Source organism: Pseudomonas sp. CFBP 8772, from assembly GCF_014841665.1.
GTDB lineage: Bacteria > Pseudomonadota > Gammaproteobacteria > Pseudomonadales > Pseudomonadaceae > Aquipseudomonas > Aquipseudomonas graminis_B.
The window spans coordinates 236,148-255,844 of record NZ_JACYUI010000004.1; the positions used below are offsets into that span (position 1 = coordinate 236,148).

Annotated in this window: 18 protein-coding genes; 4 read left to right on the forward strand and 14 right to left on the reverse strand. The window is 60.6% G+C overall.

The features are described from left to right. Complete coding sequence (locus IFT99_RS10990) at nt 1-951, forward strand: ABC transporter permease (RefSeq protein WP_192132253.1); 951 nt, start codon at nt 1-3, stop codon at nt 949-951. Then, entirely contained in the window at nt 941-1,750 is an 810-nt protein-coding gene (locus IFT99_RS10995) for an ABC transporter permease (RefSeq protein ID WP_192132255.1), read from the forward strand. Before IFT99_RS10990 ends, IFT99_RS10995 begins: the two co-directional genes overlap by 11 nt. 206 nt (nt 1,751-1,956) lie before the next feature. Here the strand turns inward: IFT99_RS10995 and IFT99_RS11000 are convergent, their stop codons facing one another. The 3 genes from IFT99_RS11000 to IFT99_RS11010 all read right to left on the reverse strand — a co-directional run bounded on the left by IFT99_RS11000 (nt 1,957) and on the right by IFT99_RS11010 (nt 6,051). Continuing rightward, nucleotides 1,957-3,063: an NADH:flavin oxidoreductase/NADH oxidase gene (locus IFT99_RS11000; RefSeq protein WP_192132257.1), complete on the reverse strand. Its 1,107-nt coding sequence runs from the start codon at nt 3,061-3,063 to the stop codon at nt 1,957-1,959. Between the two features lie 634 nt (nt 3,064-3,697). After that, nucleotides 3,698-5,407: a single-stranded-DNA-specific exonuclease RecJ gene (gene recJ / locus IFT99_RS11005; protein ID WP_192132258.1), complete on the reverse strand. Its 1,710-nt coding sequence runs from the start codon at nt 5,405-5,407 to the stop codon at nt 3,698-3,700. 101 nt (nt 5,408-5,508) lie between these two features. Continuing rightward, nucleotides 5,509-6,051 carry a YaeQ family protein gene (locus IFT99_RS11010; RefSeq protein WP_065989944.1) on the reverse strand — a complete coding sequence of 181 codons (543 nt, stop codon included), beginning with the start codon at nt 6,049-6,051 and terminating at the stop codon, nt 5,509-5,511. A 250-nt stretch (nt 6,052-6,301) separates the two neighbouring features. Here IFT99_RS11010 and IFT99_RS11015 point away from each other — a divergent pair, with 250 nt between their 5' ends. Further along, nucleotides 6,302-7,147 carry a TIGR02285 family protein gene (locus IFT99_RS11015; RefSeq protein ID WP_410928093.1) on the forward strand — a complete coding sequence of 282 codons (846 nt, stop codon included), beginning with the start codon at nt 6,302-6,304 and terminating at the stop codon, nt 7,145-7,147. A 195-nt stretch (nt 7,148-7,342) separates the two neighbouring features. Here the strand turns inward: IFT99_RS11015 and IFT99_RS11020 are convergent, their stop codons facing one another. The 11 genes from IFT99_RS11020 to ffh all read right to left on the reverse strand — a co-directional run bounded on the left by IFT99_RS11020 (nt 7,343) and on the right by ffh (nt 18,589). Beyond that, nucleotides 7,343-7,639, reverse strand: coding sequence for a DUF3509 domain-containing protein (locus IFT99_RS11020; protein WP_192132263.1), 297 nt, complete (start codon nt 7,637-7,639; stop codon nt 7,343-7,345). A gap of 153 nt (nt 7,640-7,792) precedes the next feature. Further along, the gene (locus IFT99_RS11025) at nt 7,793-9,901 is read right to left on the reverse strand and encodes a transporter substrate-binding domain-containing protein (RefSeq protein ID WP_192132265.1); all 2,109 of its coding nucleotides are present in this window, start codon (nt 9,899-9,901) and stop codon (nt 7,793-7,795) included. A gap of 199 nt (nt 9,902-10,100) precedes the next feature. Then, nucleotides 10,101-11,510: a threonine synthase gene (gene thrC / locus IFT99_RS11030; protein ID WP_192132267.1), complete on the reverse strand. Its 1,410-nt coding sequence runs from the start codon at nt 11,508-11,510 to the stop codon at nt 10,101-10,103. Nucleotides 11,511-11,652: 142 nt separating this feature from the next. After that, nucleotides 11,653-12,957, reverse strand: coding sequence for a homoserine dehydrogenase (locus IFT99_RS11035; protein WP_122623446.1), 1,305 nt, complete (start codon nt 12,955-12,957; stop codon nt 11,653-11,655). 132 nt (nt 12,958-13,089) lie between these two features. Further along, the gene (gene dsbC / locus IFT99_RS11040; protein WP_192132270.1) at nt 13,090-13,830 is read right to left on the reverse strand and encodes a bifunctional protein-disulfide isomerase/oxidoreductase DsbC; all 741 of its coding nucleotides are present in this window, start codon (nt 13,828-13,830) and stop codon (nt 13,090-13,092) included. A 167-nt stretch (nt 13,831-13,997) separates the two neighbouring features. Next, complete coding sequence (xerD, locus tag IFT99_RS11045; RefSeq protein WP_192132272.1) at nt 13,998-14,894, reverse strand: site-specific tyrosine recombinase XerD; 897 nt, start codon at nt 14,892-14,894, stop codon at nt 13,998-14,000. Between the two features lie 128 nt (nt 14,895-15,022). Next, entirely contained in the window at nt 15,023-15,373 is a 351-nt protein-coding gene (gene rplS, locus IFT99_RS11050) for a 50S ribosomal protein L19 (RefSeq protein WP_037012438.1), read from the reverse strand. 43 nt (nt 15,374-15,416) lie between these two features. After that, the gene (gene trmD / locus IFT99_RS11055) at nt 15,417-16,169 is read right to left on the reverse strand and encodes a tRNA (guanosine(37)-N1)-methyltransferase TrmD (RefSeq protein WP_065989956.1); all 753 of its coding nucleotides are present in this window, start codon (nt 16,167-16,169) and stop codon (nt 15,417-15,419) included. A gap of 3 nt (nt 16,170-16,172) precedes the next feature. Beyond that, nucleotides 16,173-16,709, reverse strand: a complete 537-nt coding sequence (gene rimM, locus IFT99_RS11060; protein ID WP_037012440.1) for a ribosome maturation factor RimM — start codon at nt 16,707-16,709, stop codon at nt 16,173-16,175. Nucleotides 16,710-16,714: 5 nt separating this feature from the next. Then, entirely contained in the window at nt 16,715-16,966 is a 252-nt protein-coding gene (gene rpsP / locus IFT99_RS11065) for a 30S ribosomal protein S16 (protein WP_037012442.1), read from the reverse strand. Between the two features lie 246 nt (nt 16,967-17,212). Further along, a complete protein-coding gene (gene ffh, locus IFT99_RS11070) occupies nt 17,213-18,589 on the reverse strand; it encodes a signal recognition particle protein (RefSeq protein WP_065989960.1) in 1,377 nt (458 codons plus the stop codon). A gap of 291 nt (nt 18,590-18,880) precedes the next feature. Here ffh and IFT99_RS11075 point away from each other — a divergent pair, with 291 nt between their 5' ends. Continuing rightward, nucleotides 18,881-19,693 (forward strand): cytochrome C assembly family protein, encoded by an 813-nt coding sequence (locus tag IFT99_RS11075; RefSeq protein WP_192132274.1) that lies wholly within the window; start codon nt 18,881-18,883, stop codon nt 19,691-19,693. Nucleotides 19,694-19,697 lie beyond the last annotated feature (4 nt).

Genomic DNA, 19,697 nt, shown 5'->3' on the forward strand with positions numbered 1-19,697 from the left:
ATGGGTCAGACCTTCACAGGCCCGGCACCGACGCAACGGCCATCGCCACTCCGGCGCTTTTCCAACTTGCTGTATCGACGCCCGAATCTGTACCTGTCGCTGCTGCTGATCCCGCCGCTGCTGTGGTTCGGCGCGATTTACCTCGGCTCGCTGCTGGGCCTGTTGTGGCAGGGCTTCTATACCTTCGACGACTTCAGCATGACTGTGACGCCGGACCTGACCCTGGCGAACTTCGGCGCGCTGTTCAACCCGGCCAATTTCGACGTCATCCGGCGCACCCTGGTCATGGCGGTTGCAGTGTCCATCGCCAGCGCCATCGTCGCCTTCCCCATCGCCTATTACATGGCGCGCTACACCACCGGCAAAACCAAGGCGTTCTTCTACATTGCGGTGATGATGCCCATGTGGGCCAGCTACATCGTCAAGGCCTACGCATGGACGCTGCTGCTGGCCAAGGGCGGCGTGGCGCAATGGTTCGTGCAGCATCTGGGGCTGGCGCCGGTGTTGCAGTGGCTGTTGAGCGTGCCCGGCATTGGTGGCAGCACATTGTCGACCTCGCACCTTGGGCGTTTCATGGTGTTCGTCTACATCTGGCTGCCGTTCATGATCCTGCCGATTCAGGCCTCCCTCGAACGCCTGCCGCCCTCTTTGCTGCACGCCTCCGCCGACCTCGGTGCCACGCCGCGGCAAACGTTCATGCAGGTGATTCTGCCGCTGTCGGTGCCAGGGATTGCGGCGGGCTCGATCTTCACGTTTTCGCTGACGCTGGGGGATTTCATCGTGCCGCAGCTGATCGGCCCGCCGGGCTACTTCATTGGCAGCATGGTCTACGCGCAGCAAGGCGCCATCGGCAACATGCCCATGGCCGCGGCGTTCACGCTGGTGCCAATCGTGCTGATCGCGGTTTATCTGGCTATTGTCAAACGACTGGGGGCTTTCGATGCACTCTGAAAGAGCGTCGTGGGGCCTGAAGATCGCCGCCTGGGGCGGGCTGGTATTCCTGCACTTTCCGATCCTGATCATCTTCGTCTACGCCTTCAACACCGAAGACGCCGCCTTCAGCTTCCCGCCGAAGGGTTTCACCCTGAAGTGGATCGGCGTGGCGTTCGCGCGGCCCGACGTCCTGGAGTCGATCAAGCTGTCGCTGCAAATCGCCTGCATTGCCACACTGATCGCCCTGGTGATCGGCACGCTAGCCTCGGCGGCGCTGTACAGGCGGGACTTCTTCGGCAAGGACGGGATTTCACTGATGCTGATTCTGCCCATCGCCCTGCCCGGCATCATCACCGGGCTGGCCTTGTTGTCAGCGTTCAAGACCCTGGGGATCGAGCCAGGGATGTTCACCATCATTGTCGGCCACGCGACCTTCTGCGTGGTGATCGTCTACAACAACGTCATCGCCCGCCTGCGCCGCACCTCCCACAGCCTGATCGAAGCGTCGATGGACCTCGGTGCCGATGGCTGGCAGACCTTCCGCTACATCATCATGCCCAACCTGGGCTCGGCGCTCCTGGCCGGTGGCATGCTGGCGTTTGCCCTGTCGTTCGACGAAATCATCGTCACCACCTTCACCGCCGGGCACGAACGCACCCTGCCCATCTGGCTGCTCAACCAACTCAGCCGCCCGCGGGACGTGCCGGTGACCAACGTCGTGGCGATGCTCGTGATGATGGTGACCCTGCTGCCGATCCTCGGCGCGTACTACCTGACTCGGGGCGGGGAAAGCGTGGCGGGGAGTGGGGGGAAGTGAAGGGCTATCTTCATTCCGGAGGCCGACGCAGGACAAATGTGGGAGCGAGCTTGCTCGCGAAGAGGTCGGTACATTCGCCAAATCTTCAGCAGCTGGAATACCGTCTTCGCGAGCAAGCTCACTCCCACATGGATCTTCTCCAATAGAACCAGCATCACAGAGCCAGAGATGCTGGAGCAGTGCAGATCAGCTATTCAGCGGTGTGATCAATCCCGCAAATCCGACTCATGAATCGGCTGATCGCGGTGCGTTGCTCGCTGGTATTGCGCAGGCCATGTGGCCTGGCGTCCACCGAGCGCCTCGTCGGCTTGCAGCGGCCAGTACGGATCGCGCAGCAGTTCGCGGGCGAGGAAAATCAGGTCTGCCTGGCCGGTACGCAGAATGGTGTCGGCCTGGGTGGGTTCGGTGATCATGCCCACGGTGCCGGTGGCAATGCCGGACTCGTTGCGCACGCGAGCGGCGAACTCGGTTTGATAGCCCGGGCCCACGGGGATCTCGGCTTTCGCCGCAGTGCCGCCGGAGGACACGTCAACAAGATCAACGTCCAACTCTTTCAAGCGCTTTGCCAGCTCAACGGTTTCGTCCGCAGTCCAGCCGCCTTCCACCCAGTCGGTGGCCGAGACGCGCACGAACAACGGCAGGCCTGCAGGCCAGACGTCGCGCACGGCTTTGGTGATTTCAAGCGTCAGACGAATGCGGTTTTCGAACGAGCCACCGTATTGATCCTGACGCTGGTTGCTCAGCGGCGACAGGAACTGATGCAGCAGATAACCGTGGGCAGCGTGAATTTCGACGACTTCGAAACCTGCGGTCAAGGCACGTTTGGCGGCGTCGACGAACGCCTTGATCACGTCCTGAATCTGGGCTTCATCCAGCGGGGTGGGCACGGTGTAGGTCGGGTCGAATGGGATCTTCGAGGGCCCCCAGGTCGCCCAGCCACCCTGGTCGGCAGGGATGGCGCCACTCTGGCTCACCCATGGCCGCCATGTACTGGCCTTGCGTCCGGCATGGGACAGCTGAATGCCGGCAACCACGCCCTGTGCTTTGATGAATCGAGTGATGCGTTGCAGCGGCTCGATGTGCTCGTCGTTCCAGATGCCGAGGTCTTCCGGGGTAATGCGCCCATCCTGGGTCACCGCCGCCGCTTCAGTGAAAATCAGCCCTGCGCCGCCGACCGCGCGGCTGCCCAGATGGACCAAATGCCAGTCATTGGCCAGGCCGTCGGCGCAGCAGTACTGACACATTGGCGAAACCACGATGCGATTGCGCAGTGTCAGTTCGCGAAGGGTATAGGGTTCAAGCAGCAGGCTCATGGGGGACCTCTCAGATCGTGTGGCAGGTTCCTTACGTGCGAACCTTGAGCCTAGTCGACAACCCGAGCGAAGTGAGGGTTCAGTCATTTCCCGGCTGAAGCCGGTCCTACCGAGACACCGCGTACGTCCGTAGGACTGGCTTTAGCCGGGAAGGCGTCAGCAGGCACACCGCGAGATTGAGGGTGCCCACGCAGGCCCATTCCCGGCTAAAGCCGGTCCTACCGAGACACCGCGTACATCTGTAGGACTGGCTTTAGCCGGGAAGGCGTCGGATGTCACACCGCGAGATTGAGGGTGCCCACGCAGGCCCATTCCCGGCTAACGCCGGTCCTACCGAGACACCGCGTACATCTGTAGGACTGGCTTTAGCCGGGAAGGCGTCAGCAGGCACACCGCGAGATTGAGGGTGCCCACGCAGGCCCATTCCCGGCTAAAGCCGGTCCTACCGAGACACCGCGTACATCTGTAGGACTGGCTTTAGCCGGGAAGGCGTCGGATGTCACACCGCGAGATTGAGGGTGCCCACGCAGGCCCCTTCCCGGCTAAAGCCGGTCCTACCGAGACACCGCGTACATCTGTAGGACTGGCTTTAGCCGGGAAGGCGTCAGCAGGCACACCGCAAGTTGATCGTGGCTCAGCGCGGCGAGAGGTGAACCACCATCAGTTGCACGGTTTCGTTGCCGCGAAATTCGTTTAGGTCCAGCTTGTAGGCCAGCTCGACCCAGCGCACAGTCGGGTTGGGCCATACGTCGCGGTCGACGCTGAAGGCGATGCCTTCAAGCTTTACGCTGCCGCACTCGGTCTTGAGTACCATCTTCAGATGGCGCTCGCCGACCACCCGCTGCTCCACCAGCTGGAACACGCCATGGAACAACGGTTCGGGAAAGTGCTGCCCCCACGGGCCGGCATTGCGCAGGGCACGGGCCAGTTCCAAATGAAATTCTTCCACCGCCAAGGTGCCGTCGGACAACAGCCGGCCGGTCAGGTCTTCTTCCTTGAGCTGGCGGCGAACCTCGGTGTCGAAGGCCTCGGCGAACGCCGGGAAGTTGCCTTCCGGCAGCGACAGCCCGGCCGCCATCGCGTGGCCGCCGAACTTGCTGATCAGCTCGGGATGTTTCGCCGCCACGGCATCGAGGGCATCGCGAATATGAAAGCCCGGTACCGAACGCGCCGACCCCTTCAGCACACCCTCGCCTGCGCTGGCGAACGCGATAGTCGGGCGGTGATAACGCTCTTTCAGGCGCGAAGCCAGAATGCCGATCACGCCTTGGTGCCACTCGGGTTCGAACAGGCACAGCCCAAACGGCATCGACTCCAGCGGCAGGTCCTTGAGCTGGGCGAGCGCCTCGCGCTGCATGCCCTGCTCGATGGATTTGCGGTCCTGATTGAGCTCGTCCAGACGCACCGCCATTTCCCGCGCCTCGGTCTCGTCATCACACAGCAGGCATTCGATGCCCAGGCTCATGTCATCCAGACGCCCGGCCGCATTCAGGCGCGGGCCGATGATGAACCCCAGATCGGTGGAGGTGATGCGCGACGCCTCGCGACGGGCGACCTCCAGAATGGCGCGCAAACCCGGACGTGCACGCCCGGCGCGGATGCGCATCAGCCCCTGGTGCACCAGAATCCGGTTGTTGGCATCCAGCGGCACCACGTCAGCGACGCTGCCCAAGGCCACCAGATCCAGCAACTCGCCCAGGTTGGGTTGAGCGCGGCCCTCGAACCAGCCGATGTCCCGCAGTCGCGCGCGCAAGGCCATCAATACATAAAAGATCACGCCGACGCCGGCCAGCGACTTGCTCGGGAAGGTGCAGCCGGGCTGGTTCGGGTTAACGATGGCATCAGCCGCCGGCAATTCGTGGCCGGGCAGGTGGTGATCGGTGACCAACACCTGCAAGCCCGCCGCTTTCGCTGCCGCAACGCCTTCGACGCTGGAAATGCCGTTGTCCACGGTCATCAGCAAATCGGGCTGACGTTCAAGGGCGACCTGGACGATTTCAGGTGTCAGGCCGTAACCGAATTCGAAACGATTCGGCACCAGGTAGTCCACGTGCGCGGCACCGAGCAAGCGCAGGCCCATCACGCCGACGGTGCTGGCCGTCGCGCCGTCGGCATCGAAGTCGCCCACGATGAGAATGCGATGGCGCTGCTGCAACGCCGTCACCAGCAGCTCGACGGCGGCGTCGATGCCCTTGAGCTGTTGATACGGAATCAATCGGGCAAGGCCCTTGTCGAGTTCTGCCTCCGAGGCGACACCGCGGGCCGCGTACAGCCGGGTGAGCAAGGGTGGCAGGTCGCCAAGAAAAGGCAGGGTGTCAGGTAACTCGCGTGGTTCGATGCGCATTCAGGTTCCGCTGGGATTCTCGTTGGGACTGGCAGGAGGCAGCGATGCCGTCGCGATGGCTTGGCAACAGCATCGCGAGGCCGTCGCGGTGCAGGCGTGAATCAGCCCCGCTCGCCTGCCAGCCACTGCAATTGCACTTCGTGCTGGCCGCGATCATCTGTGACGAAGATCGTGCCTTCGCTGATCATTACGTCCCACTTGATCACCCGTGGCATGTCCTTGGACAAGACTTCGAGCGCCTCTTGGGGTACCGAAGCGATGTTGACGTTCTTCAGCGTCTTGATCGCCGGTATGACCTTGCCTTCCCACACCCGCAGACTGCCGTAGGCCAGCAGGCTGGTGCGTTCGGTACGGCGCGAGCACCAGGTCAAACGGTCGGCGTCGGGCTGTCCGACTTCGATCCAGTGCAGGACGCGATCGTCCAGACTCTTTTCCCACAGCGCCGGTTCATCGACGTCTGACAGACCCCGGCCAAACGACAGGTGCTCGTTGTACCAGAAGGCGTAGGCCAGCAGGCGCACGGTCATGCGCTCTTCGGTTTCCGAAGGATGACGGGCGATGGTCTGCTTGACGGTTTCATAGACCCCGCGATCAAGGTCGGTGAGGTTGAGTTCGAACTTGTAGGTCGTGGACGGCTGGGCCATGAACGGGCTTCTAGAGAGACGGGAAAGGCGGCAAGTCTACCCGATGCAGCCCCGTTGAACGACCGAACTCGATGAGCGATGCGGCTCGTCTCTCAAATGGGAGACGGGGCACAACGTTCGCGAGGCGTTACTCATGCCCCCATGACATGTGTTAAATAAATGAGGCACATCACCGATTCCTTGCTGCGAGACGCTGTCGATGAGGGTCAACGCTTCCATGCATGTCACCGGTTCCCGAATGCGCGCCTTGCTGATCGCAGGCCTGTTCGCCTGCCTGCCCGGTACGGCGTCGGCACGTGAAACGCTGATCTGGCTGCTGCGCGACTTCCCGCCCCTGACCATATTTTCCGGACCATTGGCGGGCCAGGGTGCCATCGACAAGCTGATGCCCGAGCTGACTGCCCGGATGCCGGAGTACGATCACCAGGTCATGCACGTCAACCGCGCGCGCGGAACCCAGATGCTCAATGACCCCGACGTGTTCGCCTGCGACCCGACCCTGCTGTGGACGCCCGAGCGCGACAAAACCATTCTGTTTTCCATCCCATCCTACGCCACGCCCAGTAACGGCGTCACGATCGAGCGCAGACGCCACGCACTGTTCGCACCGTTCATCAACGCCGACGGCCGCCTCGACCTTGCCGCCTTACTGGCCAGCGACAGCGTCGATGTCGGCATCGTCGGCGAACGCAGCTACGGCCCCGTCATCGATAAAGTGTTGCGCGAGACCCCGCACCCCGAACGTCTGATCCTGCACTACGGCAATACAGCGGTGGGCAGCATGCTGGAAATGGAACGGCTGGATCGCTTCCAGGCGATCATCAGTTACTGGCCGGAAGCGCGCTTTCACGCGCAGGAACAGGGCATTCCGCTAGCAGAGCTGGAGTTCTTGCCGGTCAAAGACGTGCCCAAATACCAGTTCGCTCACATTGCCTGTTCGAAGACCGAGAAGGGCCGTGCGGCGATGGAGATCATCAACCGGGAAATGCGTGTGCTGCGCGTGACGCGACTGATCGGGTTTTACGCGGAGTGGATGATGAAGAAGGAGGAATACCTGCGCGACGCCCAGACATTTTTCGATGAGGAAACGAATTGACGCCGGGTGAAATCCGCGCCTGGCGTTGAAGCCCTGAATGTCAGACAAAAGAAACCCCGAGCAGCGGGGAGACTACTCGGGGTCAACCGTGGTCCATCTTGGACCCGTACGGCAGGCAGCATGAACATCGGAGCACAATGCCTGCGCCTGCCGTAACTGATAGGAGCCTACCGAATGGAGAAGGTTCCCTGCGACTCAGACGAAAGGTCGGGAGGCAGCATAAGTGGCAGACTGGGACACATTGCGCATGGCAGCGATGACACAAGGCTCGATGCGCCCTTCTGCCACCATCAAATCACGGTGAAGACCATCTACCACGTCAGTCAGCTGACGCTTGTCGCCCAACTGCGATGCAGAAAAAACCCGTTCAATCACCATCGCACCCGCTGGATTTTTCAGCGTCACCAGGCGTTCGCCCAGAATACCGGCCGGGCCGATAATCGCCTGATAAGGAGACAGCGCTTCGCTCAGTAGCAAGCTGATATTTTCCATCCGGATCACCACTCAACAGTTTGAATGCAAAGGTGCTAACCAATGACCATTGGCAGCAGCGGAAAGTTCTGAGCAGTGTGGCGCTTTGACACATGCGCACTGACTGCAACAGCTTGACTCCGGAGCATGCCTGCCGAATGTGACAGGCAAAATTTACACCCCTGATGCCTTCGCTCGCCCCAATTCGTCGAGCAGCGCCTTCAACTGCCCTGCCGCCCGCTCCGCGGCCTGACGTGCTTCGCGCAACTCGCTCTCCAGGCGCTTACGCTCGCTGATGTCCATCCAGCCGCCGAGCAATCCCTGCATCTGACCGTCGGCGCGATGATAGGGCACCGCCCATTGCCAGGCGTAGACCCGTCGCCCGGCCAGCGTAAGGACGCGCTCGGCAAACACCGGCTCCTGCGTCTCCAGCAGCTTCATGTAATCGGCGTGCAGTTGCTCGGCCATATCGCGGTCAACGAGATCGACATCGGTCAGGCGTCGGCCTTGCATCTGTTCGTAACCGATCCCGAAGCTCTCCTCGTAACTGCGGTTGCAGGCGACGAGCCGGCCTTGCAGATCACGCACATAAACAGGGTTGGGGAACGCATCGAGCAATGTCCGTTTGAAGGCGAGCTGATCACCCAACTGTGCTTCGGCGCGCTGCCGTTGATGGATCTGATACCTCAGGCGGCTACTCCAGACCAGCGACACCAGACCCAGCAACAGTGAGGCGCCCGTAACCCCGTAGATCCAGTTGGGGATGCGGTTCCACACCGAAGGCGCAGCGGCTGCCGCGCCGAGCCATTTGAGGCGAATAGCGCGCATTTCCGTCACGGAAAATTCCTCAAGGGCCTTGTTCAGAATGCCGAGCAATTCGGGATGGGCCTTGACCACGGAAAACCGGTCCGGAGACCACAACCCTTCGACGCTGCGGCCCACTTTCAGCCCGCCGGGCGGATACAGCCAGGCGCCCGCCTCGTTCTGAATAGTGGCGTCCGCCTCCCCCTCCTCGACGAGCTGGCGGGCTTCGGCGTAGGTGGGCACGAGCAGCAGGCGGATCTGCGGGTAGCGTGTCTGAATAAACTCCAGCAACGCATGTCGCGCGGGGAGCGCGAGCACCTTGCCGGTCATGTCCGCCAGCTGAAGGGAGACATTGCTGTCGGCGCGTTCCAGAAATACCCAGCTGTTGCCTCCAAATGCATACGTGAAATACAGCATTTTCTTGCGCTCGGGGTTTTCGGCCAGGGTGGTATTCATGTGCGCGCCGCCGTCTGCCAGGGTCTCAAGCAGAGAATAGGTGGAAGGCGCTTCCTGATAGACAAACTGCAACCCGGTCAGGCGCGAAATGCGCGCCAGCACATCGACATTCAGCCCCACCCATTGACCACGAGCGTCTTTGTAGATGTAGGGAGGGTGCTGAGTTGACGCCACCACCACCCGCGGATGTTTGCGGATCCACAACTGTTCAACGGGGTTGATACTGACTTGCCGACGCGCAGGGTCAGCGCCAAGCCCGACGGTCCATCGCCCCAGGATTTCCCGGTGCAAAGACTCGTCCATGTCTGCCAGCACGCGATCGAACAGTGCGTGAAGCCTCGCGTCTTTATCGCGAAGGGCGAACGAAAAACCCATGGGGGGCAACAGGCTGTCGAACTTGCTGTGCAGCCCCAGGTACGGGCGCAAAAGGCTGTAGGACTGCACCACGAGCTCGTTGGCAATCAGCGCGTCGGCGTCGTCGTGGGCCAACGCCTCCATGGCGCTGTAGAGCGTGGGCGCAAGCACGATGTCGCTTTCGGGGTAGATGCGCTGCACAACCGCAGCGTCGGCATAGCCGTCCAGCAGCACCACGCGTTTGCCTTCCAGCGTAGGCTTGAGGCTGGTGTCGTTGGCCCGGCCGAACACCACCGCGCGGTCCGCCAGGTAGTCGCGCGTCATCGACAGTCCGGCTTTGTTTCGCTCAAATCCGCTGGCGCTGGTCAGCACGTCGATGTCACCGGCCAGGAGTGCCTCCACCGCCTTCTCTCGTTTAGCGAACCCTCGCACTTGAACGGGAATTGCCAACCGGGCGCTGACTACGCTGAGGTAATCCGCGCTGATGCCCTGATAGCGATTGCGGTCAGTGGTGATGTCGACGGGCTCGTGATCGGCGACGGAAATGCCCACCCGGAGCGTTTTTCGTGCGTCCAGCCACTGACGGTCCGCGTCATTGAGGGCGATAGGCTGTTGCGCAAGGAAAGGCGCACCCAGGGCGAACGGCAGGTTTTCACTGGAGTGCCCCATGGGACTGTAGAGGCAGACGAGCAGCAGCAATGCCCATAGCGCCGGTCGGAGATCAAGGTGACGGCCATCGAATGCCGTTGAGTAAAAATGTTTAACAACCACAGGCTTATCCGAGAAATTAAGATTCTTCGGAAGTGTGGCACGCAGAAAAAACAAGGCCCGCTGCGAGGCGGGCCTTAGTTGTTACACGGCGATACGGTCAGAGAGGTTTGCCACGATTGCCATGCTGGCTGACAAAGGCCTGTACGGCCTTGAGGTCATTTGGCAGGACGGTGCAGCGTTCGTCTCGCTCAAACAAATCAGACAAATGTGCAGGCAGCTCGAGCGCTTTTCCTACACCGGCCTTCAGCACGGCATCCGGGAACTTGACCGGATGCGCCGTTCCCAGAATCACCATCGGCGTATCGAGGCTGCGGCGGCAGTCCCGTGCGGCTTTCACGCCGATCGCGGTGTGCGGATCGAGCAGCTCGCCAGTGCTGGCGAATACTTCGGCGATGGTTTTGCAGGTGTCTTCGTCACTGACCGCCAGCGAATCAAACAGCTTGCGGGTTTCGGTCCAGCGTTCTTCATCCACGCTGAAACCGCCGCCTTGCCTGAAGGTGTCCATCAGCTTGGCAATCGCGCCGCCGTTGCGACCGTGCATGTCGAACAGCAGACGCTCGAAGTTGGACGACACCATGATGTCCATCGAAGGGGTCAACGTCGCGTGCAGGGTTTCCTTGACGTACTGATTGCCGCTCATGAAGCGGTGCAGGATGTCGTTGCGGTTGGTCGCGACCACCAGTTGGCTGATCGGCAGGCCCATGTTGCGGGCCAGGTAACCGGCGAAGATGTCACCGAAATTGCCGGTCGGCACGGAGAACGCCACCGAACGTGCCGGGCCGCCCAACTGCAGCGACGCGTGAAAGTAGTAGACGATCTGGGCCATGATCCGCGCCCAGTTGATCGAGTTCACCGCCACCAGACGCGTGCCTTTGAGGAAGCTCTGGTCGGCGAAGCTGTTCTTGACCATTTCCTGGCAGTCGTCGAAGTTGCCTTCGATCGCGATGTTATGGATGTTCTCGCCGAAGATGGTGGTCATCTGGCGGCGCTGAACATCGGACACGCGATTGTTCGGGTGAAGGATGAAGATATCGACGTTGTCGCAACGACGGCAGCCTTCGATGGCGGCCGAGCCAGTGTCACCGGAGGTGGCGCCGATGATGACCACACGGTCGCCGCGCTTCTCGAGCACGTAGTCCAGCAGACGACCCAGCAGTTGCAGGGCGAAATCCTTGAACGCCAGGGTCGGGCCATGGAAAAGCTCCAGCACCCACTCGTTGCCGTTGAGCTGACGCAGGGGCGCAACCGCAGCGTGGGAGAACACGCCGTAGGTTTCTTCGAGGATCTTCTTGAAATCCGCGTCCGGGATGCTGCCCGTCACAAACGGACGCATCACACGAAAAGCCAACTCGTGGTAAGGCAGGCCGGCCCAAGACGCGATTTCTTCCTGGGTGAAACGCGGCAGGTTTTCCGGAACGTACAGACCGCCATCGCTCGCCAGACCGGTCAGCAGCACGTCTTCGAAATTCAGGGCCGGTGCCTGGCCGCGGGTACTGATATAGCGCATTGTTCAAACCTTCGGTTTGGGCGGCAAGCTTCGAGTGGCGGGCTGCAAGTCAAAGTGCTTAACCTTCAACTCCAGCCCGGGACCCAAAGCTCACCGCGATATGATTTTGCTGTTACTTGCCGCTTAACGCTTGCGGCTGATCTCAGTTCAAATGCTCAACGCGGATGCGGACAACCGGCCCGGCGACATCTTCCAGCGCTTCCAGCGCTTTGATCGCATCGTTCATGCGTTTCTCGACCACGCGGTGGGTCAGCAGAATCATCGGCACCAGGCCGTCATGTTCTTCGACTTCTTTCTGCATGATCGATTCGATGTTGATGCCGCGCTCGGACAGGATGCTCGCCACCTGCGCCAGCACGCCGGGATGATCCTTGGCCTGGATGCGCAGGTAGTAGGCACTTTCGCACGCGTCGATCGGCAGGATCGGGTGGGCCGACAGCGAGTCGGGCTGAAAGGCCAGATGCGGGACACGGTTTTCCGGATCGGTGGTCAGGGCACGGACCACGTCGACCAGATCTGCGACGACGGACGAAGCGGTCGGCTCCATGCCGGCACCTGCGCCGTAGAACAGGGTCGAGCCGGCTGCATCGCCGTTGACCATCACGGCGTTCATCACACCGTTGACGTTGGCGATCAGGCGATCGGCCGGGATCAGGGTCGGGTGGACGCGCAGCTCGATACCGCTCGGCGTGCTGCGGGCGACGCCCAGGTGCTTGATCCGGTAGCCCAGCGCTTCGGCGTAATTGACGTCGGCGGTGGTCAGCTTGGTGATGCCCTCGGTGTACGCCTTGTCGAATTGCAGCGGGATGCCAAAAGCGATGGACGCCAGAATGGTCAGCTTGTGCGCCGCGTCGATGCCTTCGACGTCGAAGGTCGGATCGGCTTCTGCGTAACCAAGCGCCTGCGCTTCAGCGAGGACGTCCGGGAAGGTACGGCCTTTCTCGCGCATCTCGGTGAGGATGAAGTTGCCGGTGCCGTTGATGATGCCGGCCACCCAGTTGATGCGGTTGGCCGACAGGCCTTCACGAATGGCCTTGATCACCGGAATGCCGCCCGCCACTGCCGCTTCGAAGGCGACGATGACGCCCTTCTCCCGGGCCTTGGCGAAAATTTCGTTGCCGTGCACGGCGATCAGCGCCTTGTTGGCGGTGACCACGTGCTTGCCGTTTTCGATGGCCTTGAGCACCAGTTCACGGGCGATGGTGTAGCCACCGATCAGCTCGATGACGATGTCGATTTCAGGGTTGCTCGCCACGTCGAACACGTCGGTCGTGGTCGGGGTACCGGTAATCTGGCAATTGGGGTTTGGTGTACGCATGGCAATCTGCGCCACTTCGATTCCACGCCCGGCACGGCGGGCAATTTCCTCGGCGTTACGCTTTAGCACATTGAAGGTACCGCCACCGACAGTACCCAGCCCACAGATGCCTACTTTGACCGGTTTCACTATGAACTCCCCATAAAACGGCCGACGCGAGGCCGGCCGTGGAATCAGCCGCATTCAACACGGCTCGCTATTGATGAAGCGCTGCACACAGGCCGCTTCAATGTTTACCGCAGGAGGCTGCGATAAACGAAATTACTTGGCGCCCAGCGCCAGTTTGGCCACTTGCGGCGCCGGCTGGTAGCCCGGAATCAGCTGACCGTCGGCCAACACGATGGCCGGTGTGCCGTTCACGCCGATGGACTGGCCGATCTCGAACTGTTTGGTGACCGGGTTATCGCACTTGGGCGCCTGAATATTCTTGCCGTCGACCATGCGGTCCATTGCACCGCGGCGGTCCTTGGAGCACCACACTGCCTGGAGTTGCTCGTCACCCGACGAACCGAGGCCCTGACGCGGGAACGCTACATAGCGCACTTCGATGCCGCGCTTGTTCAGCTCCGGCACTTCGGCGTGCAGCTTGTGGCAGTACGGGCAGGTGGTGTCGGTGAATACCGTGATGTGGGATTTGGTCTCGCCCACGGCTGGGTAGACGACCATCTCAGCGGCAGGGATGCCGTTGATGGTCTTGGAAATCGCCTGACGCTCGACTTTCTCGGTCAGGTTGACCGGCTTGCCGGCCTGCATCTGATACAGGTTGCCCTGCATCACGAACTGGCCGTCCGCACTGGCGTACAGCACGCGACCGCCTTTCAGATTGACCTCATAGAGGCCGTTCAACGGGCTGCTGGAAATGCTCTCGATGGGGATTTCCAGATTGAGCGATTCCAGGGTCTTGCGAATGGCTTTGTCGGACGCCTCATCGGCGTGGGAAAACAGGCTGAAAGAGCTGGCCAGCGCTACAACGGCAGCACCGAGAAAACGAGTGACGCGCATGAAAACTCCTCGAGCGGTGAGCAGACGGGCCGGGCTGAAAACGGGTGGCGAAACCGCACCAGGATGTTTTCAGGGCCTTGATCTGCGAAACCGGCAAAGCCTATCACATAAGGCTCGCAAGGCCGACGCCCGCCGATGTAAGACAGGTCGCAAATTACTGAAGTCATCTACCCCCTCGGGTGGTGCTTCGCATGCATTTCCTGCAACCGCGCGCGGGCGACGTGGGTGTAGATTTGCGTCGTCGACAGATCACTGTGACCGAGGAGCATCTGCACGACGCGAAGATCGGCGCCGTGGTTGAGCAAGTGCGTGGCAAAGGCGTGACGTAGGGTGTGTGGCGAGAGGGACTTACCGATGCCGGCGACTTTGGCCTGGTGCTTGATGCGGTGCCAGAAGGTCTGGCGGGTCATCTGCTCGCCGCGCTGGCTGGGAAACAGCACGTCGCTGGGGCGGCCGTTGAGCAATTCGTGGCGGGCGTCGCGCATGTAGCGCTCGACCCAGACGATGGCTTCCTCCCCCATCGGCACCAGCCGCTCTTTGCTGCCCTTGCCCATGATGCGCAGCACGCCCTGGCGCAAGTTGACCTGTTCAAGCGTCAGGCTGATCAGCTCAGTCACCCGCAGTCCGCAGGCGTAGAGCACTTCAAGCATCGCCCGGTCACGCTGGCCGATGGCTTCGCTCAGGTCGGGCGCAGCCAGCAACGCTTCGACGTCGGCTTCGGACAAGGATTTGGGAAGTGGCTTACCCAACTGTGGCATGTCGACCTGCAACGTAGGGTCGACCGCGATCAGCTTTTCTCTGAGCAGGTAGCGATAGAAGCCACGCACGCCGGAAAGCAGTCGCGCTGTCGAGCGAGGCTTGTAGCCGTTGTCGACCCGCCATCCGAGGTGATCGAGAATCGCCTCCCGACTGACACTCATCAGGTCCACGCCCTGCTCCTGCAACCGGCCGTTGAACAGTGCGAGGTCACTGCGATAGGCATGGCGCGTGTTGTCCGACAGCCCTTTCTCCAGCCACAGAGCGTCAAGGAAGCGGTCGATCATGGGATGGTCAATGGCGGGCATGGGTTCTGACTTGGGGGGTGGAAACCGGTGGCAGTTTTTCATACTTGCGAAGGCGGGACAAAACCGAATGCCAGAAAGCAAAAAAGCAGCCCGTAGGCTGCTTTTTCATTCGCATGGGAAGACTGGGATTAAACCAGTTTTTCCTTGATGCGAGCTGCTTTACCGGACAGGTCACGCAGGTAGTACAGCTTGGCCTTGCGAACGTCGCCGCGACGTTTCACAGCCATGCTGTCGATTTGCGGGCTGTAGGTCTGGAAAGTACGTTCAACGCCAACACCGTTGGAGATTTTACGAACAGTGAAAGCACTGTTCACACCACGGTTACGCTTGGCGATAACAACGCCTTCGAACGCCTGCAGACGAGCGCGGTCGCCTTCCTTCACTTTCACCTGAACGACAATGGTGTCGCCCGGGGCAAAGGGAGGGATCTCTTTGGTCATCTGCTCTGCTTCGAGTGCAAGGATGATTTTGTTAGTCATGCTGTGCTCCTAAGGTAAATCGGTTCGATCTACCATCGATACGTTAACTATCGTCCCGCTCGCGGAGGTATTCCGCCAGCAGCTTCTTCTCTTCTCCAGAAAGCGAGCGGCTTTCCAGAAGATCGGCGCGTCGTTCATAGGTCCGCCCAAGGGACTGCTGTAAACGCCAACGCCGGATGTGTGCGTGATTGCCACTAAGCAATACGTCGGGAACACGCTGATCCGCATACACCTCCGGTCGGGTGTAGTGCGGGCAATCCAGCAGACCATCCGTGAAGGAATCTTCCTCCGCGGAATCTACATGCCCTAAAGCTCCAGGCAGCAGTCGCGTAACCGCATCTATCAGGACCATGGCCGGCAGCTCACCGCCAGATAACACATAGTCGCCAATCGACCACTCTTCATCGACATGAGCTTCAATGAAACGCTCGTCGACGCCTTCATAACGACCGGCAATCAGGATAAGTGCTTCTTCCTGCGCCAGTTCGCGTACCGCAGACTGATCCAGCTTGCGGCCTTGTGGCGACAGGTAAATCACCTTCGCCGCATCCCCCGCCGCCTGCCTGGCCTGAGCCAGAGCATCTTCGAGGGGCTTGATCTTCATCACCATGCCAGGGCCACCGCCAAACGGGCGATCGTCCACAGTGTGATGTCGATCAGTGGTGTAATCCCGCGGATTCCAACAGGTCAGCTGCAACAGCTCCTGTTTCACCGCACGGCTGGTAATGCCGTATTCGCTGATGGCGGAAAACATCTCGGGAAACAGCGTGATGACTTCTATGCGCAGGCTGGCCATTGCTTAGAAATCCGCGTCCCATTCCACCTTCATCTCGCCTGCAACCAGATCAACTGCCAACACGCATTGCTCCGTATAGGGCAAAAGGCGTTCGCGATCATCCAGACTGCCTGCGCAGGGTTTGACCACCATTACATCGTTGGCGCCGGTTTCCAGAAGATGATCGACCTTCCCGAGCAATTGCCCAAGACCGTCAATGACCTTCAGACCTTCAAGCTGGTACCAGTAGTACTCGCCGTCGGTCAATTCAGGGAACAGGTTGCGCGGCACGCAGATCTCATAACCGGCCAGAAGACGAGCTTCTTCACGATCATCAAGACCCTTGAGCTTGGCGACCAGGAACTTGTCGTTCCCGCGTCCACTGACCAGCTCGACCTGTTTCACATTGCCTTCGCGCTTGAGCGTCCAGGTTTTGTACTGCAACAGGTTTTCAGTCGGATCAGTAAAGGAATACACCTTCACTTCGCCGCGAACGCCGTGTACCGAGTAAATCTTGCCGATGACGATCAGATCGTCGGCGGAAGCTGGCGTCGCGTTCATATTGCTCAGGCCGCAGCCTTGGCAGATTCCTTCAACAGCGAAGCAACACGCTCAGAAGGTTGTGCACCAACGCTCAGCCAGTAGGCCAGACGCTCTTGGTTCACGGACAGACGGATTTCCTGACCACGGGCAACCGGGTTGAAGAAACCGATTTGTTCCTTGTGGGAACCGTCACGTGGGTTGCGGCTGTCGGTGACAGTCAGGTGGTAGAACGGGCGCTTTTTAGAGCCGCCAAGGGCAAGACGGATTGTTAGCATTGAACAATTTTCCTGTAGTCGGTGCTGCAAATCTAAGATGCACAGCGGGCATGGGTGCCCGAAAGGCCGCATATTCTAAGGAATATCCGGATTTTTGCAAATGACTTTTTCCGGCGTACGCCGTCAGGCCACTTAGATCTGCCGTGGAGCCGTCAGCGAGGACGGCGGTGAGCGCCTGCCTGAGCAGGCCATCGGGACGGTTGCCCCCATGAATGACGCGCGGGAATCACTCCCGCGCGATGCAATTTACATTTTGGGCATACCGCCGCCGGGCAACATTCCGCCCATGCCGCGCATCATTTTCGCCATGCCGCCCTTGGTCGAAAACTTTTTCATCATCTTCTGCATCTGTTTGTGCTGCTTGATCAGACGACCGATGTCCTGCACCTGGGTGCCCGAACCCATGGCGATACGGCGTTTGCGTGAACCGCTGATCAGCTCAGGGTCGCGACGCTCGGCCGGGGTCATCGAATTGATGATGGCTTCCATTTGCTTGAACTGCTTTTCGGCGGCGCCTTGTGCGTTACCCATCTGCGACAGGTTCACGCCACCGATGCTTGGCAGCTTGTCCATGAGCCCGCCCAGGCCGCCCATGTTCTTCATTTGTTGCAGCTGATCGCGGAAGTCTTCGAGGTCGAAGCCCTTGCCCTTCTTCAGCTTCTTGGCCAGCTTGTCGGCCTTGTCCTTGTCGAGGGTCTGTTCGGCCTGCTCGATCAGGCTGAGCACATCACCCATACCGAGGATGCGCGATGCGATACGGTCCGGATGGAAAGGCTCCAGCGCCTCGCTCTTCTCGCCCATGCCGATGAACTTGATCGGCTTGCCCGTAATGGCGCGCACCGACAGTGCAGCACCGCCACGGGCATCGCCGTCGACCTTGGTCAGGATCACACCGGTCAGCGGCAGCGCATCACCAAACGCCTTGGCGGTGTTCGCAGCATCCTGGCCGGTCATCGCGTCGACGACGAACAGCGTCTCGGCCGGCTTGACCGCCGCGTGCAGCGCCTGGATCTCGCCCATCATCTCGGCGTCGATGTGCAGACGACCGGCGGTGTCGAGGATCACGACATCAATGAACTTGAGCTTGGCTTCTTTAATAGCCGCTTCGGCAATGTCGACCGGCTTCTGGCTGATGTCGGACGGGAAGAACGTCACGCCGATGTCGTTGGCCAGGGTTTCCAGTTGCTTGATCGCGGCCGGACGATAGACGTCCGCCGACACCAGCATCACGGTTTTCTTTTTGCGTTCTTTCAGGAATCGGGCGAGCTTGCCGGCAGTGGTGGTCTTGCCCGCACCTTGCAGACCCGCCATCAGGATGACCGCCGGCGGCGTGACGTTGAGGGTCAGCTCTTCGTTGGCCGCCCCCATCATCTCTTCCAGCTCGGCCTGGACAATCTTCACGAACGCCTGGCCCGGCGTCAGGCTGCGCGACACCTCGGTGCCGACGGCGCGCTCCTTGATGCGATTGACGAAGTCTTTGACAACCGGCAAGGCGACGTCGGCTTCAAGCAGCGCCATACGCACTTCACGCAGTGTGTCCTTGATGTTGTCCTCGGTCAGCTTGGCTTTACCAGTGACCTGGCGCAGCGTCTGCGAGAGACGATCTGTCAGATTTTCAAACATGCGTGATCCTTTGGGTTCGTGCTGAACCCCGATTGATGCGGCCAGGCCCGTAGCGGCCTTTTTCAGTCGGCTGGCGAGATCGCGACGCCTGCTCTTCAGAGAGTCGCTATTGAAATAGGGACGCTATAAAGGCGGCTGAAACAGCGATCGGCTAGCCTGTGGCTTGAGCAGGTCGCGGATTATAGCGAAGACTCCAGCGCACGGACACCACGGCGTCTCCTTCTGTAGTCTTTCGTGAAATGCGCGTTTTATGCCAAACTCACCGGCTTTCGAGCACGCCCAACAGGATCTATGTCCCCCTTGTCACCGAGTTTGCTCTTCAGCCTCGCCGCCGCCGTGTTTTATGCCGCTGCGACTGTCTACCAGGGTATGCGCCTGCGTCAGGGCCAAAAGGCCGACAAATGGCTGCTGTGCCTGATCGGCACCCTTGCCGTCGCTTGCCAGGCCAGTGCGCTGTTCGGCCAACTGGTGCGCCCTATCGGCCTGGGTCTGGACTTTTTCAGTGCCGCCAGCCTGATTGCTGTTGCCGTCATCATCGTGACCATGCTCGCGTGCATTCGCCTCCCGATCGAAATCCTGCTGATCCTCCTGTTCCCGCTGGGGCTGCTGACGAGCCTGATGGCGCAGTTCGCGCCTTCCGGTACCCAGCAACCGATCATCGAAGAACACGGCATCATCAGCCATATCCTGCTGTCGATCCTCGCCTACGGCATGTTCACCATCGCGGTGTTCCAGTCCCTGCTCCTGCTGCTGCAGGATCATCAGCTGAAGAACAAGCACCGCCTTGGCCTGATCAGAAGCTTCCCCCCGTTGCAGACCATGGAAAGCCTGCTCTTCGGCTTCCTCTGGGCCGGGTGGGTCTTGCTGTCGATGTCGCTGATCTCCGGCTGGCTGTTCGTCGAAAACCTGTTTGCCCAGCATCTGGTACACAAAACCCTGCTGTCGATCCTCGCGTGGATCGTCTTCAGTGTGCTGCTGTGGGGACGCCACCATCTGGGCTGGCGCGGCCACAAGGCGATCCGCTGGACGCTGGGCGGATTCCTGCTCCTGATGCTGGCCTACTTCGGCAGCAAGCTCGTTCGTGAATACATCCTGCACATCTGACGGG

Excerpts from the sequence above, each read along its gene's own strand:
- IFT99_RS10990 (WP_192132253.1), top strand. The coding sequence starts at position 1 with ATGGGTCAGACCTTCACAGGCCCGGCACCGACGCAACGGCCATCGCCA.
- IFT99_RS10995 (WP_192132255.1), top strand. The coding sequence starts at position 941 with ATGCACTCTGAAAGAGCGTCGTGGGGCCTGAAGATCGCCGCCTGGGGC.
- IFT99_RS11000 (WP_192132257.1), bottom strand. The coding sequence starts at position 3,063 with ATGAGCCTGCTGCTTGAACCCTATACCCTTCGCGAACTGACACTGCGC.
- recJ (WP_192132258.1), bottom strand. The coding sequence starts at position 5,407 with ATGCGCATCGAACCACGCGAGTTACCTGACACCCTGCCTTTTCTTGGC.
- IFT99_RS11010 (WP_065989944.1), bottom strand. The coding sequence starts at position 6,051 with ATGGCCCAGCCGTCCACGACCTACAAGTTCGAACTCAACCTCACCGAC.
- IFT99_RS11020 (WP_192132263.1), bottom strand. The coding sequence starts at position 7,639 with ATGGAAAATATCAGCTTGCTACTGAGCGAAGCGCTGTCTCCTTATCAG.
- IFT99_RS11025 (WP_192132265.1), bottom strand. The coding sequence starts at position 9,901 with ATGGGGCACTCCAGTGAAAACCTGCCGTTCGCCCTGGGTGCGCCTTTC.
- thrC (WP_192132267.1), bottom strand. The coding sequence starts at position 11,510 with ATGCGCTATATCAGTACCCGCGGCCAGGCACCGGCCCTGAATTTCGAA.
- dsbC (WP_192132270.1), bottom strand. The coding sequence starts at position 13,830 with ATGCGCGTCACTCGTTTTCTCGGTGCTGCCGTTGTAGCGCTGGCCAGC.
- xerD (WP_192132272.1), bottom strand. The coding sequence starts at position 14,894 with ATGCCCGCCATTGACCATCCCATGATCGACCGCTTCCTTGACGCTCTG.
- rplS (WP_037012438.1), bottom strand. The coding sequence starts at position 15,373 with ATGACTAACAAAATCATCCTTGCACTCGAAGCAGAGCAGATGACCAAA.
- trmD (WP_065989956.1), bottom strand. The coding sequence starts at position 16,169 with ATGGCCAGCCTGCGCATAGAAGTCATCACGCTGTTTCCCGAGATGTTT.
- rimM (WP_037012440.1), bottom strand. The coding sequence starts at position 16,709 with ATGAACGCGACGCCAGCTTCCGCCGACGATCTGATCGTCATCGGCAAG.
- rpsP (WP_037012442.1), bottom strand. The coding sequence starts at position 16,966 with ATGCTAACAATCCGTCTTGCCCTTGGCGGCTCTAAAAAGCGCCCGTTC.
- ffh (WP_065989960.1), bottom strand. The coding sequence starts at position 18,589 with ATGTTTGAAAATCTGACAGATCGTCTCTCGCAGACGCTGCGCCAGGTC.
- IFT99_RS11075 (WP_192132274.1), top strand. The coding sequence starts at position 18,881 with ATGTCCCCCTTGTCACCGAGTTTGCTCTTCAGCCTCGCCGCCGCCGTG.